The organism is Xenorhabdus sp. Sc-CR9, assembly GCF_963897815.1.
Classification (GTDB): domain Bacteria; phylum Pseudomonadota; class Gammaproteobacteria; order Enterobacterales; family Enterobacteriaceae; genus Xenorhabdus.
This window is the reverse complement of record NZ_CAWQTY010000211.1, coordinates 39,847-57,938: the sequence shown is the minus strand read 5'-3', so window position 1 is coordinate 57,938 and position 18,092 is coordinate 39,847. Positions and strand designations below refer to the sequence as shown.

At 41.0% G+C, this 18,092-nt stretch carries 14 protein-coding genes and 2 pseudogenes; 7 read left to right on the top strand and 9 right to left on the bottom strand.

Annotated features, from left to right (window positions below):
* Nucleotides 1-244 precede the first annotated feature (244 nt).
* Nucleotides 245-1,399 carry a methionine adenosyltransferase gene (gene metK / locus AACQ81_RS16620; protein ID WP_237385689.1) on the bottom strand — a complete coding sequence of 385 codons (1,155 nt, stop codon included), beginning with the start codon at nt 1,397-1,399 and terminating at the stop codon, nt 245-247.
* A gap of 763 nt (nt 1,400-2,162) precedes the next feature.
* Here metK and speA point away from each other — a divergent pair.
* The gene (speA, locus tag AACQ81_RS16615; RefSeq protein ID WP_237385688.1) at nt 2,163-4,082 is read left to right on the top strand and encodes a biosynthetic arginine decarboxylase; all 1,920 of its coding nucleotides are present in this window, start codon (nt 2,163-2,165) and stop codon (nt 4,080-4,082) included.
* Nucleotides 4,083-4,206: 124 nt separating this feature from the next.
* On the opposite strand, the gene AACQ81_RS16610 is transcribed toward speA, so the two are convergent.
* On the bottom strand, nt 4,207-5,124 hold the full coding sequence (locus tag AACQ81_RS16610; protein ID WP_237385687.1) for a tail fiber protein: 918 nt from the start codon (nt 5,122-5,124) through the stop codon (nt 4,207-4,209).
* Nucleotides 5,125-5,840: 716 nt separating this feature from the next.
* Between AACQ81_RS16610 and speB the strand changes: the two genes are divergently transcribed.
* Entirely contained in the window at nt 5,841-6,767 is a 927-nt protein-coding gene (gene speB, locus AACQ81_RS16605; protein ID WP_237385686.1) for an agmatinase, read from the top strand.
* Nucleotides 6,768-6,855: 88 nt separating this feature from the next.
* Here the strand turns inward: speB and AACQ81_RS16600 are convergent, their stop codons facing one another.
* Nucleotides 6,856-7,599, bottom strand: a complete 744-nt coding sequence (locus tag AACQ81_RS16600; protein WP_237385685.1) for a 4'-phosphopantetheinyl transferase family protein — start codon at nt 7,597-7,599, stop codon at nt 6,856-6,858.
* Nucleotides 7,600-7,746: 147 nt separating this feature from the next.
* Here AACQ81_RS16600 and galE point away from each other — a divergent pair, with 147 nt between their 5' ends.
* Nucleotides 7,747-8,766 carry a UDP-glucose 4-epimerase GalE gene (gene galE, locus AACQ81_RS16595; RefSeq protein ID WP_237385684.1) on the top strand — a complete coding sequence of 340 codons (1,020 nt, stop codon included), beginning with the start codon at nt 7,747-7,749 and terminating at the stop codon, nt 8,764-8,766.
* 280 nt (nt 8,767-9,046) lie between these two features.
* Here galE and AACQ81_RS16590 read toward each other — a convergent pair whose 3' ends face one another.
* Both AACQ81_RS16590 and AACQ81_RS16585 read right to left on the bottom strand, forming a co-directional pair.
* Nucleotides 9,047-9,541, bottom strand: a complete 495-nt coding sequence (locus AACQ81_RS16590) for a membrane-associated Zn-dependent protease 1 (RefSeq protein ID WP_237385683.1) — start codon at nt 9,539-9,541, stop codon at nt 9,047-9,049.
* Between the two features lie 100 nt (nt 9,542-9,641).
* Complete coding sequence (locus AACQ81_RS16585) at nt 9,642-10,502, bottom strand: lipase family protein (RefSeq protein ID WP_237385682.1); 861 nt, start codon at nt 10,500-10,502, stop codon at nt 9,642-9,644.
* Nucleotides 10,503-10,881: 379 nt separating this feature from the next.
* Here AACQ81_RS16585 and AACQ81_RS16580 point away from each other — a divergent pair, with 379 nt between their 5' ends.
* From AACQ81_RS16580 to AACQ81_RS16565, 4 genes are all read left to right on the top strand, one after another.
* Nucleotides 10,882-12,252: a pyridoxal-phosphate dependent enzyme gene (locus AACQ81_RS16580; protein ID WP_237385681.1), complete on the top strand. Its 1,371-nt coding sequence runs from the start codon at nt 10,882-10,884 to the stop codon at nt 12,250-12,252.
* Between the two features lie 21 nt (nt 12,253-12,273).
* Entirely contained in the window at nt 12,274-13,458 is a 1,185-nt protein-coding gene (locus tag AACQ81_RS16575; protein WP_237385680.1) for a trans-sulfuration enzyme family protein, read from the top strand.
* Nucleotides 13,459-13,951: 493 nt separating this feature from the next.
* Nucleotides 13,952-14,458: a peptide deformylase gene (gene def, locus AACQ81_RS16570; protein WP_237385679.1), complete on the top strand. Its 507-nt coding sequence runs from the start codon at nt 13,952-13,954 to the stop codon at nt 14,456-14,458.
* Nucleotides 14,459-14,679: 221 nt separating this feature from the next.
* Nucleotides 14,680-15,087 carry a hypothetical protein gene (locus tag AACQ81_RS16565; protein ID WP_237385678.1) on the top strand — a complete coding sequence of 136 codons (408 nt, stop codon included), beginning with the start codon at nt 14,680-14,682 and terminating at the stop codon, nt 15,085-15,087.
* A gap of 45 nt (nt 15,088-15,132) precedes the next feature.
* On the opposite strand, the pseudogene AACQ81_RS16560 reads toward AACQ81_RS16565, so the two are convergent.
* The 4 genes and pseudogenes from AACQ81_RS16560 to leuB form a co-directional block, all read right to left on the bottom strand.
* Nucleotides 15,133-15,237 (bottom strand): annotated as a pseudogene (locus AACQ81_RS16560) (hypothetical protein); the annotation flags it as partial.
* A gap of 32 nt (nt 15,238-15,269) precedes the next feature.
* On the bottom strand, nt 15,270-15,950 hold the full coding sequence (mutH, locus tag AACQ81_RS16555; RefSeq protein WP_237385677.1) for a DNA mismatch repair endonuclease MutH: 681 nt from the start codon (nt 15,948-15,950) through the stop codon (nt 15,270-15,272).
* A 675-nt stretch (nt 15,951-16,625) separates the two neighbouring features.
* Nucleotides 16,626-16,733: pseudogene (locus AACQ81_RS19785) on the bottom strand (SgrR family transcriptional regulator); the annotation flags it as partial.
* Nucleotides 16,734-16,956: 223 nt separating this feature from the next.
* A complete protein-coding gene (gene leuB, locus AACQ81_RS16545; protein WP_237385728.1) occupies nt 16,957-18,063 on the bottom strand; it encodes a 3-isopropylmalate dehydrogenase in 1,107 nt (368 codons plus the stop codon).
* Nucleotides 18,064-18,092: the final 29 nt, after the last annotated feature.

Here is an 18,092-nt window from a genome sequence, read left to right as displayed (position 1 = left end):
GTTGACTTTAAAAGCAGCATAACGACATGAAACTCAATCATTGTCAATGAATTTTAGATGCGATTGCCCTGCTGCATATTGTATTTTTAATTTTTTATCTTACTTTTCAGGATTTATCTCTTATCTTTCAACTTGCTGTTTTGCAACTTAAAAGAGGATGATTATATTTCAAACTTTCATAATGAGCAGATTGATAATAACAAAGCCCGCAAGGATGAAGCGGGCTTCATTGATTAGCAAAGGATTATTTCAAACCTGCTGATGAGCGTAAAATTTCAGCTTTATCTGTTGCTTCCCACGGGAACTGCTCACGACCAAAATGACCGTATGCCGCAGTATCGCGATAGATCGGATGCAGCAGATCCAGCATCTTGATCAGGCCGTAAGGACGTAGATCAAAGAACTCACGCACTAATTGAATCAGTGTTGACGTTGGAACTTTCTCAGTACCGAATGTTTCCACCATGATAGAGGTTGGCTCTGCAACTCCGATGGCGTAAGAAACTTGGATTTCACAGCGATCAGCCAAACCTGCTGCAACGATGTTTTTGGCAACGTAACGAGCAGCATAGGCAGCAGAACGGTCAACTTTAGATGGATCTTTACCTGAGAATGCCCCACCGCCATGACGGGCCATACCACCGTAGGTATCTACGATGATTTTACGCCCAGTCAGACCACAGTCACCCATCGGGCCACCAATGACGAAACGGCCTGTTGGGTTTATGAAGTATTTGGTCATCGGAGTGAGCCATTCAGTCGGCAGTACCGGCTTGATGATTTCATCCATCACGGCTTCTTGCAGTGCTTTTTGATTGATGTCTTCGGAGTGCTGGGTAGAAAGCACGACAGCATCAATACCAACAATTTTACCGTTATCATACTGGAATGTAACCTGACTTTTCGCATCAGGACGCAACCACGGCAGGGTGCCGTTTTTACGGACTTCAGCCTGACGTTCAACCAAACGGTGTGCATATGTAATAGGTGCTGGCATTAAAACATCAGTTTCGTTAGTGGCATAACCAAACATCAAGCCCTGATCACCTGCGCCTTGCTCCAGAGGATCGGCCCGGTCAACACCTTGGTTAATATCAGGTGATTGTTTACCAATCGCGCTTATAACCGCACATGAGCTGGCATCAAAGCCCATATCAGAACTGGTATAGCCTATTTCGCGGACTGTACGACGAGTAATTTCTTCAATATCAACCCATGCACTAGTAGTGATTTCGCCACCAACCATGACCATGCCAGTTTTAACATAAGTTTCACAGGCAACACGAGCCTTGGGATCTTGTTCTAAAATCGCATCAAGGACGGCATCGGAAATTTGATCGGCAATTTTATCTGGATGTCCTTCTGAAACAGACTCAGAAGTGAAAAGATGTGTAGTCATTATATTTTATACCTTAAATATAATTTTGGTTTAAGGGCGGATGTTTTACCATCTAGATGGCTATTTTAAGGCACTCTTACTAAGGTTACCAGTCTTTTTAGTTTTAAATGTCTTTCATTATGTGACATCTTAATTTTCTTTTCTGAAAATGGGGGTGAATGCAGCCAACAAAGCTGCGATTTGAAAGGTGATGGGTATAACTATCCTTATACTATTCTTGTATGTGACTGGAATCGGGAACAGAGTCAATAAAGCCGCTGCTTAAAAGATGAAGAACATAGATAAATTTCATTTTGCAATTTGATTGGATTACAGGTATAAACTGCGCGCGTAACTGAATCAGTTTGTTCATTTCAGGTTACAGGCATTTGCAGGATATGAGCCTATGTCCTGCTTCTCAATTGAGAAACGGTTTGCGATAAGTAAACCATGTGGGGTGAATGGGGTTATGAACCATTATCTGCTGATTGTTAACGGCCAACAGCCACATTATGCCATTGATGTATCCACATCCTGTTCCTTTCTTTCAAATATGAAATCATTTCGATGTTACCCGTCGCATATAGATAAGCAGGCAATATCGAGTTGGCAATCATATTTTCACACAGTAAATATATTGTTTAGTTCCCTCTAAACGTTTCTATAATTTAAGAGAATGCTGTTCCCTGACATTTTTTAATGCGCAAGATACGCACGATAAAATAGTGCCTTGGGTTATTGACTACAGGTGAAGGCAAACCTCGACTCCATAAAGGAGACTGCCATGAAAGATAATATCGCACGCAAAATGCGGCAGACTTACAACATCGCATACTGGGGCGGCAACTATTACTATGTCAATGATCTGGGTAATGTCAGTGTTTGTCCAAATCCTGATTTACCGGAAACTCAAGTTGAACTTGCCGATCTGGTGAAGAAAGTTCAGGAAGAAAAAGAACAATTGCGTTTACCTGCACTGTTTTGTTTTCCCCAGATCTTGCAGCACCGCCTACGTTCTATCAATGCGGCGTTTAAGCGTGCCCGTGAATCTTATGGCTATAAAGGGGATTATTTTCTGGTTTATCCAATTAAGGTTAATCAGCAGCGTCGTGTTATTGAAACACTGGCAAATGCTGATGAACCCGTCGGGTTGGAAGCAGGTTCTAAGGCAGAGCTTATGGCGGTGTTGGCTCATGCTGGCATGACAGGTACTGTAATTGTCTGTAACGGCTACAAAGATCGTGAATATATTCGTCTGGCTCTGATCGGTGAAAAACTGGGACATAAAGTGTATCTGGTTATCGAGAAAATGTCTGAAATTGAGCTAGTGTTGGAAGAAGCCAAACGACTCAACGTGATCCCACGTTTAGGGGTACGGGCGCGTCTGGCATGTCAGGGTTCAGGCAAATGGCAGGCCAGCGGTGGTGAAAAATCCAAGTTTGGTCTGGCTGCGTCACAAGTATTGCAATTGATTGAAATTCTGCGCTCTGCGGGTCGGTTGGACAGCCTGCAATTGCTACATTTCCATTTGGGTTCCCAGTTGGCAAATATCCGAGACATAGCAACAGGGGTACGTGAGTCTGCCCATTTTTATGTCGAGCTGTCTAAATTGGGTGTCAATATTCAGTGTTTTGACGTTGGTGGCGGATTGGGTGTTGATTATGAAGGTACACGCTCCCAGTCAGAATGCTCAGTTAACTATGGTTTGAATGAATACGCAAATAACGTTATATGGGGTATTGGCGATGCTTGTGAAGAGCACGGACTTCCCCATCCAACGGTTATTACTGAATCCGGTCGTGCATTGACAGCTCATCATACGGTTCTGGTTTCCAATGTCATTGGGGTGGAACGTAACGAGTTCACCGAAACAACACCGCCGGCAAAAGATGCTCCACGTCCATTGACCAGTTTATGGAATACATGGCTGGAAATGCAGTCTGACGGTAGCCGCCGCTCACTGCGTGAATGGCTCCATGATAGCCAGTTTGATCTGCATGATGTTCATACCCAATATTCCCATGGCATACTGAATCTGTCAGAACGGGCATGGGCAGAAGAACTGTACTTAAATATCTGTCGCCACATTCAGCAGAATCTTGACCCAAGCAACCGTGCTCATCGTCCTATCATTGATGAATTGCAGGAACGTATGGCGGATAAACTCTACGTGAATTTCTCGTTGTTCCAGTCTATGCCCGATGCGTGGGGGATTGATCAGCTATTCCCTGTCCTGCCAATTGAAGGGCTGGATAAGCCGCTGGATCGTCGCGCTGTTCTGTTGGATATCACCTGTGATTCAGATGGTACTATTGATCATTATGTCGATGGAGATGGTGTGGCAACAACAATGCCAATGCCGGCTTATGATCCGGATAATCCGCCATTGATTGGCTTCTTTATGGTAGGCGCATATCAGGAAATTCTGGGCAATATGCACAATCTGTTTGGTGATACAGCAGCCATTGATGTTTACGTTTCAGAAAATGGTGAAGTGACTTATCAGCAGAGCGAAGAGGGTGATTCTGTTGCCAATATGCTCCAATATGTCAAATTGGAGCCGCAGGTATTGTTGACCCGCTTCCGTGATCAGGTGAAATCAACCGACTTGGATGAAGGTTTGCAAGCGCAATTCCTGCAAGAGTTTGAAAGTGGCCTTTATGGTTACACTTATTTAGAAGATATAGCCCTGATTAGTCATTGACCTTCATTAATAGTCATTCTGAGTCAAGATAGTTATTTGATTTAGAATGACTATTTTTTATATTGATGGGAAATATAGACGTATTGAGACGATGTTTACTGAACATCCTTGTTCATGTAGGTTTTTATGCTGTTCTATACCATCCCATCAACATGACATAGGAGTTGGTAATATTGATAACTTCCTCATTGCCCACGCTTGATGTTGTGCCTGATACCGTATGAGCATGGCTGCCAATATGAGTTTCGTGCTGGTGAGCACCATTTGTACTGGTATTAAATTTGTAATTATCCCAGTCTGAGCGACCAGAACCGTAACTATTCCTGGTGCTGTCATAATGTCCATAACGACTGTAGTTTGATTCTCCCCATCCACTATCATGGTAATGGTCACCGGCAATATTCGTGACTTTAGTTCCATAATCAAATGAACTGGTTGTCGCTGAGAAGGTATGGCTATGAGCGGGTATTTGTGCCGCAGTCAGAGTGATAGAATCATTTCCTCCGGTTGATAAGATATTGGAACCATCTGGAGAGGCTAATCTGATCGTTTTGTTTTCACCAATATATTTCCATGTTGTACCAGAAAATAGTTTATTTGGATCTTGATTTTGGGCAAACCATAAAACAATGCCGACAGGATATATTGTGTCAATAGTGGCGGCATTTTTTGCCTGCTCTACTGTTTCCGTTAACCCAATATTTTTTACGAATTCCATTTTATCAGGAATGTCTGCGCCATTCTGACTTTTTTCTAATCGGGTATTAACATTGTTATTTGCATTGATAGCGTTCTGATTGGCAATATTTGCTTGATCATAAGCTGTTTTTATTGCCTTGGGGGTTGCGGCATAAATTTCATTATCGCTATCCACGGCACTACTCAGGATAACAAATCCTTTTGCTGTCAGTGTTGCATCTGGATGATTTCTGCTTTTAGCATGTTCTTCAATTGATGCTTCAATATACTTACGTGTCGGTACTATCACGAATTCATCTTCTTCTGAAGCTATTATATCAGACTTATTATTTTGAGAATTCATAATTAATCCCTCATTTTATCAACAATGCACATTGCGAGTTTGGTGAAGGAAATCGAACTGAAAATTTCCTTAGTAATATAAATGTGGTATTACTTTCTGTTTGTGAATATCAATAAAATAGATTCATCAATAATTGAGATTATGTATTAGTAAAATACATTAATTATTTTATTAAACTGAGTGAGTTGCTTACTCCAACGCTAGGATGGCATAAAATGATGGGTTGAACATTATTAAAATCTATTTCTGACTGCCGGAAAAGTTTGACAAGATTAATAACAATATTTGCCAACTTTCTTTCTGTTTGTTGTGATAATTATTATCCTGGTTAAGTTTGTTGTTCATTCTTCATCTTAAAATAATTGGTCATCTTCACAGATGTTTTACCTATTTATTTGATATTTTTTTGAAATAAACTTTCTTAAAGTTCTGGTAAGAAGAAAACATGTCTAATACTATATGATTAATCTATGATAATTTGCTGAACTGAGATTCTTTGGAGACTTTTCCTTGTCTGTATAAGAGTGTGTATCCATTCGTTTCTTCAGTTTCGGGTTGATTGCTAACATTTTATTTTAAATTTAAAATGCTAGCGTATTTGGAAGATTGATCTTCTAGTGTAAATAAGCTTTGTGTCACTGGTTACTGCCAATCATTGAGTGTTGTCAATATTGGATGTTGGTAATAAGTCAGTATGGGACTTTTGAGGATATGTCATGAGTATTAGCTCCTTAGGAAACCAAGTTGATAACTCTTTGGTTTCAAATGCTTTCGGTTTCTTGCGTTTCCCATTGAATTTTCAACCTTATTCCAGTGATGCTGAATGGGTAATTACTGGAGTACCTTTCGATATGGCAACATCGGGACGTGCGGGTAGCCGCCACGGGCCAGCTGCCATTCGTCAGGTATCGACTAATCTGGCATGGGAAAGCAGCCGTTGGCCATGGAACTTTAGCTTACGTAAACGCCTGAAAGTGGTGGATTGCGGTGATCTTGTATTTAACTTCGGTGATGCCGAGGATATGAGCGATAAGTTGCAGGCACATGCTGAAAAGGTACTGGCATCGGGCAAGCGTATGCTGTCTTTTGGCGGTGATCATTTTGTCACGTTGCCATTGTTGCGTGCCCATGCGAAACATTTCGGCAAAATGGCGCTGATCCATTTTGATGCCCATACGGATACTTATCCAAATGGCAGCAAATTTGATCATGGTACGATGTTTCATTATGCACCAAATGAAGGGTTGATAGATCCTCATCATTCAGTGCAAATAGGTATCCGCACTGAACACGATACTGATAATGGTTTCACTGTACTGGATGCCGGGCAGGTCAATGATCGCGGTGTTAATGACATTGTTGAGCAGATTAAAACTGTGGTGGGTGATTTGCCGATTTACCTGACTTTCGATATTGATTGCCTTGATCCGGCATTTGCACCGGGCACAGGGACGCCAGTCATTGGAGGATTGACTTCAGATCGCGCATTGAAAATAGTACGAGCCTTACAACCGTTGAATATTGTCGGAATGGACGTGGTGGAAGTGGCTCCTGCGTATGATCAATCTGAGATCACGGCGCTGGCAGCGGCGACAATTGGATTGGAATTGCTGTATTTGCAGGCTTCTAAGAAAGATTTCTAATGCACTAATTTTGTAAATGTTTTTTTAAAGGCTCATCTAAAGGTGAGCCTTTATTTTAAAAGGCCCTCTTTTTTGCAAGCGAAATCTGTTACTCCACAATATACGTCAGCACTTGCTGTTGCGGCATGAGAACGAACTGTCCGTTAAATTGCGAGCCGTTTCGATACTTATCGGATAATGTTTGCAGCAGTTTGATGTTCATCGTGTGAGTATTGCAATCAATTGATGTAATTTCAGCCGCATGAAAATCAAAAAAGCATTTTACATGGGGATAAAGTGCTTTGAACAAGCTCTCTTTGATGGAAAAGGCAAGAGTGAATGCCTGCCCGAAGGGCAATGCACATTTCTCCAGTAATGCTGCTTCAGCATCATTGATGATGCTGGCTGAAACGTTTTCAATAATATCTGATTTAATCTCTTGTTCAATATCCACACCAATTATCTGGTAATTATCCAAAAAAGCGGCAAAGGCAATGGCACAGTTGATTGAATGGGAGATGGAGCCACAAACTTTGTCAGGCCAGATTGGGGAGCGATCTGGGGCATTTGTTACCTGAAAGTCAGGATAGTCCAGATTATTCAACACTTGTTGTGTGCAGTAGCGAGCTGCCAGATATTCTGCCCGCCGTTTATTAACTGCATTGTGTAATTTGTCCGGGAACGTGATGCTGTGTTCGCCAAATAAGGTATCCCGATAGAAAATCGGATCAAAATATGCCAGTATAATTTGAATATCAGGATGTTCTGGTAATGAACCTGTTTGCAGGACTGTGAAAAAAGGAGCTTTTTCGGCAGTAGGTTGGGTAGACGTAAAGGTGATTTTTTTCATCATTGGAATTTTATTACTGATTGTGATTATTGGGTAGCGAGCTATTCAAAAACGATTATTGCCTGATTCTGCCATATTTTAGTTTTAGTTCACTAATGTGCTGACTCTTTTTATACTCTCAGTTGTAATCATTTTTAAAAAGAGGTTAATGTGGAAATATTAGTGACAGGTGGCATGGGGTATATTGGTAGTCATACTTGTGTTCAAATGATTGAAGCAGGAATGACACCGATTATCATTGATAACCTGTGTAATGCCAATCGTGAAGTGTTGGCTCGCATTGAGGCATTAACTGGCGTGAAGCCACTGTTTTATGAAGGGGATATTCGGGATGAATCATTCCTTGATGCGATTTTCTCCCGCCATCAAATTCAGTCAGTTATTCATTTCGCTGGCTTAAAAGCGGTCGGAGAATCTGTCGCTAAACCTATCGAATATTATGACAACAATGTCAACGGTACATTGGTGTTAGTACGCAGCATGCATAAAGCGGGTGTAAAAAGTATCATTTTTAGTTCATCTGCGACAGTATATGGCGATCCGGAAGTAGTACCCATTACCGAACAGTCGATGGTAGGTAATACCACCAACCCTTATGGCACCAGTAAATATATGGTTGAGCGCTGCCTCTCTGACTTCCATCATGCAGAAAATGACTGGTCAGTCGTGTTGCTGCGTTATTTTAATCCGGTTGGCGCTCATCCGTCGGGTACAATGGGGGAAGATCCGCAGGGCATTCCCAATAATCTGATGCCTTATATCGCTCAGGTTGCGGTAGGTCGTCGGGAAAAATTGTCTGTTTATGGTAATGATTATCCGACATCTGATGGTACGGGGGTTCGTGATTATATCCACGTTATGGATTTAGCTGACGGACATATTGCTGCATTGAATGCCGTTGGCAAAAAGTCAGGTCTGCATATTTACAATTTGGGTACAGGGAAAGGCACAAGTGTATTAGAAATGGTGAACGCTTTCAGTCATGCTTGTGGCAAACTTATTCCTTATGAAATATGTCCCCGCCGTCCGGGAGATATTGCCGAATGTTGGTCAAGCCCAGAAAAGGCAGAGCGTGAATTGGGCTGGAAGGCAAATCGCACGGTAGTGGAAATGACCACCGATGCGTGGCGCTGGCAATCTCAGAATCCCAATGGTTATCAAGTGAAATAAAATGGTTATCAAGTCAAATAATAAGTACTTTTTAATCCTTTGATGGATATGGTGAAAATAGAAAGAATCCCATTATGCCAAAGATGCAATTCAATCCTGTTAATTTTCCACATAAAGGCAGGGATGGATTTGCATTTTTACGCATAAATACGGAAAGAAAATTTAACCAATAAATTTTTAAATCGCAGAAATATGAGTTAACAAAAAGGATGGTTTATAAAAATAAACCATCCTGATGAGCGTCCAAAAAAGCCAATATTATGATTTTTGGGTTTCTGCCTTATTTGCTGGTGTCGTTGTTAGGATCAGGTATGTTTTTTCGTGCTGTCTGACACGCCTTCCGCTCGCTGGGTTCACGTTCTTGAATGATTTTTGCTGTTTCATCTACGGCAGGAAGAGGAAATCCCATATCATCATAAGCGCCAAAACCAATTACACGATAGCCACTCAGCGGGCTATTCATTGGGATGCGAAACTCTTTTTTTTCTCCCGGAGCCAATGACTCAAATGAATACAATATTGGTGTATCTGGTTCGCATTTCTCTTTATAGGGCAACACGTTGATATACCCGCCTGCCACAGGTTGATCACCTTTGTTTTGCAGTGTACCGCCCACAAAGGATTTGCCATTGGCCCCCAATCCCATATGAAACAACAGATGCACTTCCCCTTTTGCCCATAATGCCGGTGTGAACAGGCTGCCTGCCACTAACATTGCACCATATGCATAACTACGCAATGTATGTCTATGCAATGTATTACCATACCACTTCATCTTTATGCTCCTATTATCAGTTGCTGATATTTCCTAACTGGGATAGGTATTGCAGTGGTTGGCAAAAAAATCAAGTTCTCTGACTTAGCCAGAACAGTAGTTATAGATTGATACAAGAATCAATATCACCGTTTTTTATGACTCTTTTGAATACATCAAAATCCAGTCTGGCAATGTAATTGATTAAATAGTGGCTGCATAATGGGCCATCGGAAATATCTATATTGGTTTGGGCGTTAAACTCCTGAATGTGCGCCAGTGATGAATATCCTAATATTTCAGGGGGTAAATGAGGAATAACATCGTCTACATAGTTGAATACATCAAAATTGCTGAAATTCCGGGTAATATGCTGGGAAAACTCACTATTCCCGGGCCTTGGGCAGGCGAATAAACAGGCTGAATGATTGGGGATGCTGGAGCCAATCTCATACATGAGATAGGATGCTATAGCGGAGCCAAGACTGTGAGCTGTTATTGTAAATCGGCCATTGATTCCTACCAATTGAGTCATTGCCTTTGCCAGATTGAGATTGCTGTAATCACCGTGAAACTCAGGATCAACAGTTATCAATTTCATTGAGTCGTAAATGCTGAAAAATCCTCTGCTTACTTCTATTGTCGGAAACTTGGCCCACGGAGAAGTGTGGTCAATCAGTCCGTCATGAATATCTTCCAGCAAAATGGTGGAGTCTGTCCCACGTATGGCAACAACATATTCATTCAGGAATTTATTTTTTTTTGCAACGTAACCGTAGCAGACATGCTCCGGTAACATCCCTTGGCGGGTCTTTACTGAGAATGAAGTATCATCGGCCGAAATATACGCTATCACTTTCCATCCGTCTTCTTTAATGCGCGGGTCGGCTGGTGGTACAGGATTATTGTAATATTGATCATTCATTTCAGCAGCATATAACACTAATGCTGCAAGGTTGGCGGCTTCCCGATATGTATACATAATCGCCTCTTTTGTTTATTCTTATTGTTAATAAATTGTTTGCATTATTTGATCTGATTGTATGTCATTTTTATGGGTTTGCTAAAATAAAGGAGACACATAGGCTGAAGAGGAAGTTATTGAGATTATGTTTTTAAATAATTTATTGAAATGACAGTGATGTGAATTTCGTCAGCCGTATTTTTCAGAAACTGAATATTATCAGATGATCAGAAAAATAATCTGTAGTTCATGTTTGATCTATCAATATTGAATTAACTAATTACTTTTTATTATATGTAGTTTTTATTTGTTCTTTCAAATCAATTGCTATGCAGCGGTATTCTCTCCCAATCTGAACGTCTTATTTGTAAATTTTACCGATTCTCAAGAGGCTAATATGGCAGCATCACGTTCGGTTCTTGAACTTATAGGGAATACTCCATTACTGGAACTCACTCATCTGGATACGGGACCATGCCAGTTATTTATTAAGTTAGAGAATCAAAATCCGGGGGGATCGATTAAAGATCGTGTTGCGCTTTCAATGATTGAGCAAGCTGAAAAACAAGGAGTGTTGAAGCCGGGAGGGACTATCATTGAAGCTACGGCGGGTAATACAGGCATTGGGTTGGCGCTGGTTGCTGCGATGAAAGGCTATAAACTGATTCTGGTCGTGCCCGATAAAATGAGCAGGGAGAAAATTTATCATCTGCGAGCACTGGGAACCGATGTTCGCCTGACACGCTCTGATGTGGGAAAAGGGCATCCAGAATATTATCAGGATTACGCGCTGCGTCTGTCGAAAGAAATGAGTGGTGCGTATTATATTGACCAATTCAACAATCCTGCCAATTCCGCCGCTCATGTCATGAGTACCGGCCCAGAAATTTGGCAACAAATGGAACAGAATGTGGATGCTGTGGTCGTTGGTGTCGGCTCCGGCGGTACTCTGGGAGGGTTAAGTCAGTATTTTAAAGAAATTTCTCCCCAGACCGAATTTGTCCTCGCCGATCCTAAAGGTTCTATTCTTGCCGATTATGTTGAGCACGGTCATTATGACGAAGCGGGTAGCTGGTTTGTCGAAGGTATCGGAGAGGATTTTGTTCCACCGCTTGGCGATTTTTCCCAAATCCATCATGCCTATCGTATTAGCGATGCAGAAGCTTTTTCCAGCGCCCGTGATTTGTTACTGACCGAAGGGATTTTGGCAGGCTCCTCTTCAGGAACTCTGCTGGCTGCCGCACTGCGCTACTGCCGGGCACAAACAACACCGAAACGTGTAGTAACGCTTGCCTGTGACAGTGGCAACAAATATCTGTCGAAAATGTTCAATGATTACTGGTTATTAGAACAAGGGTTGCATTCACAGCCACAAGAAAATGATTTGAGTGATTACATCACTTATCGTTATCGGGAAGGGGCAACAGTTTCAGTTTCACCACAAGATACTTTGCAAGTCACTTATGGTCGTATGCGTTTGTATGATATTTCACAGTTGCCAGTGATTGAAAATGACCAGGTTGTTGGAATTATTGATGAATGGGATCTCATGCACACTATTCAAGCTGACTCTCACAATTTCTCACTGCCTGTCACTCAAGCGATGACCAGTCAGATTCATACACTTAATAAAAAAGCACCATTGGATCAATTGATCGCAACCTTTGATGCAGGCCATGTCGCTTTGATTGTTGATGATAATAGTCAATTCCTTGGACTTATTACTCGTACCGATGTGCTGAACGCATGGCGTCAACAACTCAATTAATCTCTTTTCAGGAATAAATTAATGACTAAGTTTGATAGGACTAAGTTTAATAAGATTAAATTTGATACAAAAAGCGTTCACGCAGGTTATTCTCCTGACCATACGGGAGCTGTCATGCCTGCAATCTATGCCACATCCACTTATGCCCAACCTGCACCGGGGCAGCATACAGGGTATGAATATTCCCGCAGTGGAAACCCGACACGTGATGCGCTGGAAGGTGCGATTGCTGAATTAGAGAATGGAACTCGTGGTTATGCGTTTGGTTCTGGTCTTGCCGCCAGTTCAACCATTCTGGAGTTACTTGATAAAGATAGCCATATGATTGCTGTGGATGATCTCTATGGCGGAACTTACCGATTATTGGAGAAAGTACGCTGCCGCACGGCCGGCTTGCGTGTCACTTATGTCCAGGCAGGGGATACCGCCGCTCTGGAAGCCGCGATTCAGCCTGATACTAAAATGATTTGGGTAGAAACTCCGACCAATCCGTTGTTGAAATTAGCGGATTTGGCAGCCATTGCGCAGATTGCACAGCGCCATAATATTATCAGTGTTGCGGATAATACCTTTGCATCCCCTTATATCCAGCGCCCACTTGATTTGGGTTTTGATATTGTTGTTCACTCTGCAACTAAATACCTGAATGGTCATTCCGATGTAGTCGCTGGTCTGGCTGTCGTGGGCAACAATGCTGAATTGGCAGAACAGGTCGCGTTTTTGCAAAATTCCATTGGTGGCATTCTTGATCCGTTCAGTAGCTTTCTTGTCCTGCGTGGCATTCGGACATTGGCATTGCGTATGGAACGTCATATTTCCAGCGCAGAGAAAATAGCACATTGGCTGGAGCAGCAGCCGCAAATCGAGAAAGTGTACTATCCCGGCCTGGCTTCTCATCCTCAGCATGAGTTGGCAAAACGCCAGATGCGAGGCTTTGGCGGCATGATCTCTGTTGTTCTGAGAGGCGATGAAGATTATACACACCGAGTTATTAAAGAATTACAGCTATTCACACTGGCAGAAAGTTTGGGGGGCGTGGAAAGCCTTATAGGTCAGCCCTTTACTATGACTCATGCATCCATTCCACTGGAAAGACGTCTGGCATCAGGTATTACACCTCAGTTGATCCGCATTTCTGTAGGCATTGAGAATGTTGATGATTTGATTGCTGATTTAGTTCAGGCGTTTGAAAAAGCAGATTTATAATATCCAACTGATTAAAAACCAAATAAATAACCACGAGCGTAATCAAAAACAGTGTGCCAGCCGATTTTTATCAGTTGGCATTTTTTATTATTTTATTACGGATAGATTTCCTTAAAAATAAGTTCCCTCTAATATTCAGAATAAGTTAGGGTTTCTTTTATCTTAAAGTAAGGTGATGAAGTAAATTGATTATGATAAAGAATAAAGATATTTAGGGCTATAGATAAAATATTGTATTTGTCTATTTTGTTTTTTAGGGAAAGCTATTTCAATAATTGATGATATCTTATTGAGGATCAGATATATTTGAATCAACCAGATGTATATGTCTATACACTTCGTTTTTCAAATTGCAGCTTTGTTGGCTGTGCCCACTCATCTCAGCCCCGATAGCTAGACTATGCTTCTGGGGATTTGTTCCCTTATCGTCGTGCTGTGTTTTGAAATTCATGGAGTATAGATGAGCAAAGGTGTCAGAAGAGGATAATAAGTTATGGCAATTCTAGATATACTCACAATCCCAGATGAAAGGCTGAGGCAAAAATGTGTTGATGTCACTGATTTTGATAGTGTTCAAACCCTGATCGATGACATGTTGGAGACTATGTATAACACGGGCAATGGAATTGGCTTGGCGGCGCCGCAGGTTGGACGAAAAGAAGCAGTATTGATCATTGATCTCTCCCCAAACCGAGATCAGCCGATGGTTTTGGTTAATCCCAAGATTGTTGAAAAAGAGCGTCGCGTGGTGAATCAAGAGGGCTGCTTATCGATACCGGGGTATTACGCAGATGTTGAGCGTTTTGAAAAAGTGAAGGTAGAAGCATTCGACCGACACGGTAAAACGATTACGATAGAAAGCGGGGATTTTTTATCAATTGTTATGCAGCATGAAATCGATCATTTGCATGGCATTATTTTTACTGATTATTTGTCGCCATTAAAGAGACAAATGGCACTGAAAAAAGTGAAAAAATATATAATTAGCAGAAAGAATTAGCGGATAATGGTATTGAAAAGGTGTGATGATGTCATAACGAAATTGTCACATGATTAGAAATTGTGATTTTATATATTGCTGTTATTTAAATTATTAATGATAAATATGAATAATAAAGTTTAAAATTCCATTTTGAATACAATAGTGAGTTTTAAAGTTAAAAGGTATATCTGATGGAATTTGAATAATTTGATAGTCATCATATAATCAGGGGAATTATTGTGATCTTAAAAAGTGATATTACATATTACCAACTACCTAATTTTTCCATAGATTTGAACCTGATAGATACGACTGATGCTGAAACAGGTACTTATTTGATGATATTGGATGCGGAGGGGATCAGAGACGCTGAAATTTCCTCAGTTAAAATTGGCAGCAAAATGGAATATGTCAATATTCCATCAACTGCCAGCAGTAATGAGATTGCCTGTGCCTTTTATATCAAAAACAGGGGCAATCGCAGTTATCCACTGGTTGGCACTATTTATCTTAGCTACCATCCGTCATCTGGGTTTGTTGACATTACTTCAATGAAAGTCTCTCCTGAATCTCAGTTAGACCTTGCTATAGATAGAGTTAATAGTACTAAATTTGATTTTAAACTGAAAACAAAACAGAGCAATTAGTTACCCGCATCAAAGTGAGTAAGGTGGCCACTTGGTTGGCCACCGAATAAGTCCAAACGGATTATGGGTAGTTTCCAAATAACCGGGAGTTGCACCTGACTGAGTAAGTGTTCCAGCATGGTTAGATTTATGGTTATTTCTATCAAAAAACCAGATCGTTAGGGTTGGAATTTTATACTGTGCTACAAGAAAAAATGGCGAGCCAATAATGGTGCTGTAAAATTTTTCTTCAGATAAAAGCCTCTGGGCAGTGTCATTATTGGTTGACCATATTCTCCAATTGCTTCAGTCAGAACCCGGCTGTTAGCCGCTTTGGGGCGTAATTGCAATACTTCACCATGACGGGCTGTAATGCTTTCGACTTTGCCCAATACAATAAGATCCATCAGCTCTTCCCAATCGTTTCGCAGCAACTCTTCTTCTATGGCACTTGGGTTCCAAAGCAGGGGTGAACCTACACGGCGTTCAGAAAGCGGAATACTTCTTTCTCCCTCAACAGGTATCCATAAGACGCGGGATAGTTTGCGTCTGACGTGACAATTTTCCCATGTAATACCACTGTTACCCGTTAAAGGGGCGATACAGACAAAGGTTGTTTCCAATGGAGTACCTTTGCTGTCCACAGGGATCGTTTTCAATTCAATACCAATATGTTGAAAATCCTGTTCGGGCCTGCTGCCTGCATTTGCGCCTAAATAATATTCAAGTAACATACCTACCCAACCTTTATCACGCTTTAAATTAGGAGGTATAGGCAGTTTAGCGAATTCAGCCAGTTCACCCATGGATAAACCTGCCAAAGCGTGAGCCCATTCGAGTAATTGCTGTTCGTTTTCAGGTGGTATCGGGGATGTAAAGTACATGTTATTGAGTATATTTTTTTCTGGTTAAAAAATGTCCATTAGGATTATTGTAAATCATTATTAATTTATCATTACACTAATGTTTTTGATAATAGCATGATATAAAAGATCTTTTCATTTATGTTCTCAGTATTAAAAATAAGCTTGTTATGATTGTTCACCTATTCCCAGTGATAATAAACAGGATCTTACACCATGTTATCCACAGATTTATGGGATAAGTGATAAAAAGTGAGATCACTGGTTTGATTCACAGCTCTAATGAATGGCTTTTTCTACAAAAATAGTCGATTTTTGTTTAACTAAAAGGCATATCCTGTGGATAAAATCATCATTGGTTGAAATTTACTCAGTGTGAGAAAGATTGAAATTTCTGATGAATGATATGTATTGTAAAAAGGGGCGTTAAATCTATTAACATAATGAAAAATAATAGTTATTTATTTACCCTTAAGAAGGGTGATAAAACACTCAATAAAAGTATACCCGTTTTACCCCTCACTTTTTCACATACATATCCACAGAAAAAGTGAATAAAATGGTTGTTGCCAGACAAATAATGTTTATAACTTTAGTTTTTTCTGTGAATTATCCTTCCGAAAGCCTAAACCAGGCAGATTTGAAATCAAACCACCCAAAGGTATTCATTTTCCCCTCTCTCATTCTTCGTTGACGTGGGTAATGCAGAATTTCTGCCAGAGATTGCAAGGTCGTTTCGCTCTTTTTGCCTTGGTAGTGACGCCATAGCCGAATGAATGGTTGTTGTAAGCAAGTGTTCGACATAAAAGAGGAACTCTGCTGATTTTTTCATCAAATGTTGTTTTCTTATATTAAACGGATAATGAATAGGAATTAAAGTAGTTCAGAAGAGCGAACTTCTCTTTCTGACTCCCGATTTTTTTAATAATGGTATTTTGCCAGCCAGTAAGTTGTCTTACTGGCCTTTTTAATGGGTGTATTATACAGAGAAGGGAGGCTACGTTAGCGAAGAAAAAGTGGCGTGTTTCTACATTTTCTCTGCAATCAAATTTGCAATGATATCGCCCATTTCATCGGTACCAATGGTTTTGTCATTACCCGCTAAATCTGCGGTGCGATAATTCTGTTCCAAAGCCTGATTGATAGCTTGTTCAATGACATCTGCGGCATCATTACGCCCAAAACTATAACGCAGCAAAAGTGCCAGAGATAAAATTTGGGCTATCGGGTTAGCAATATTTTTACCCGCAATATCAGGCGCTGATCCACCTGCTGGCTCATATAAGCCGAAGCCTTTTTCATTCAGGCTGGCAGAGGGCAGCATTCCCATTGAACCCGTGATCATGGCGCATTCATCGGATAAAATATCGCCAAATATATTGGAGCATAGCAAGACATCAAACTGTGCCGGATCTTTGATCAATTGCATGGTAGCGTTATCAATATACATATGATTGATCTCAACATCGGGATAATTTTTAGCGATTTCACTGACGACTTCACGCCATAACACAGAACTTTGCAGAACATTCGCTTTATCAATTGACGTGATTTTATGGCGGCGTTTGCGAGCAGATTCAAACGCAATGCGTGCGATTCGCTCTATTTCAAAACGATGGTAGATCTCAGTGTCAAAAGCGCGCTCATATTTTCCTTCGCCTTCACGTCCTTTGGGTTGACCGAAGTAAATGCCGCCAGTCAATTCTCGGACGCATAAAATATCAAAGCCTTTTGCGGCGATATCCTGACGAAGCGGGCAAAATGATTCTAACCCAGTGTATAAACGCGCCGGACGTAAGTTACTGAACAATTTAAAATGTTTGCGTAATGGCAATAATGCACCACGTTCAGGTTGTTTTGAGGGCGGTAAATGTTCCCATTTCGGGCCTCCCACAGAACCAAACAGGATGGAATCAGATTTTTCACAACCATCGATAGTTTCTTGAGGTAAGGGAGTGCCATGGCGATCAATGGCGATCCCTCCTACATCATATTCACTGGTTGTAATGCGAATATTGAAGCGATGGCGGATTGCATCCAACACCTTATAGGCTTGCTTCATGACTTCGGGGCCAATGCCATCACCGGGCAAAACAGCAATATGATAGTGATTTGTATCTTGCTTGTTTGACATAACATTATTTGAAATAGATTGGCTTGAAG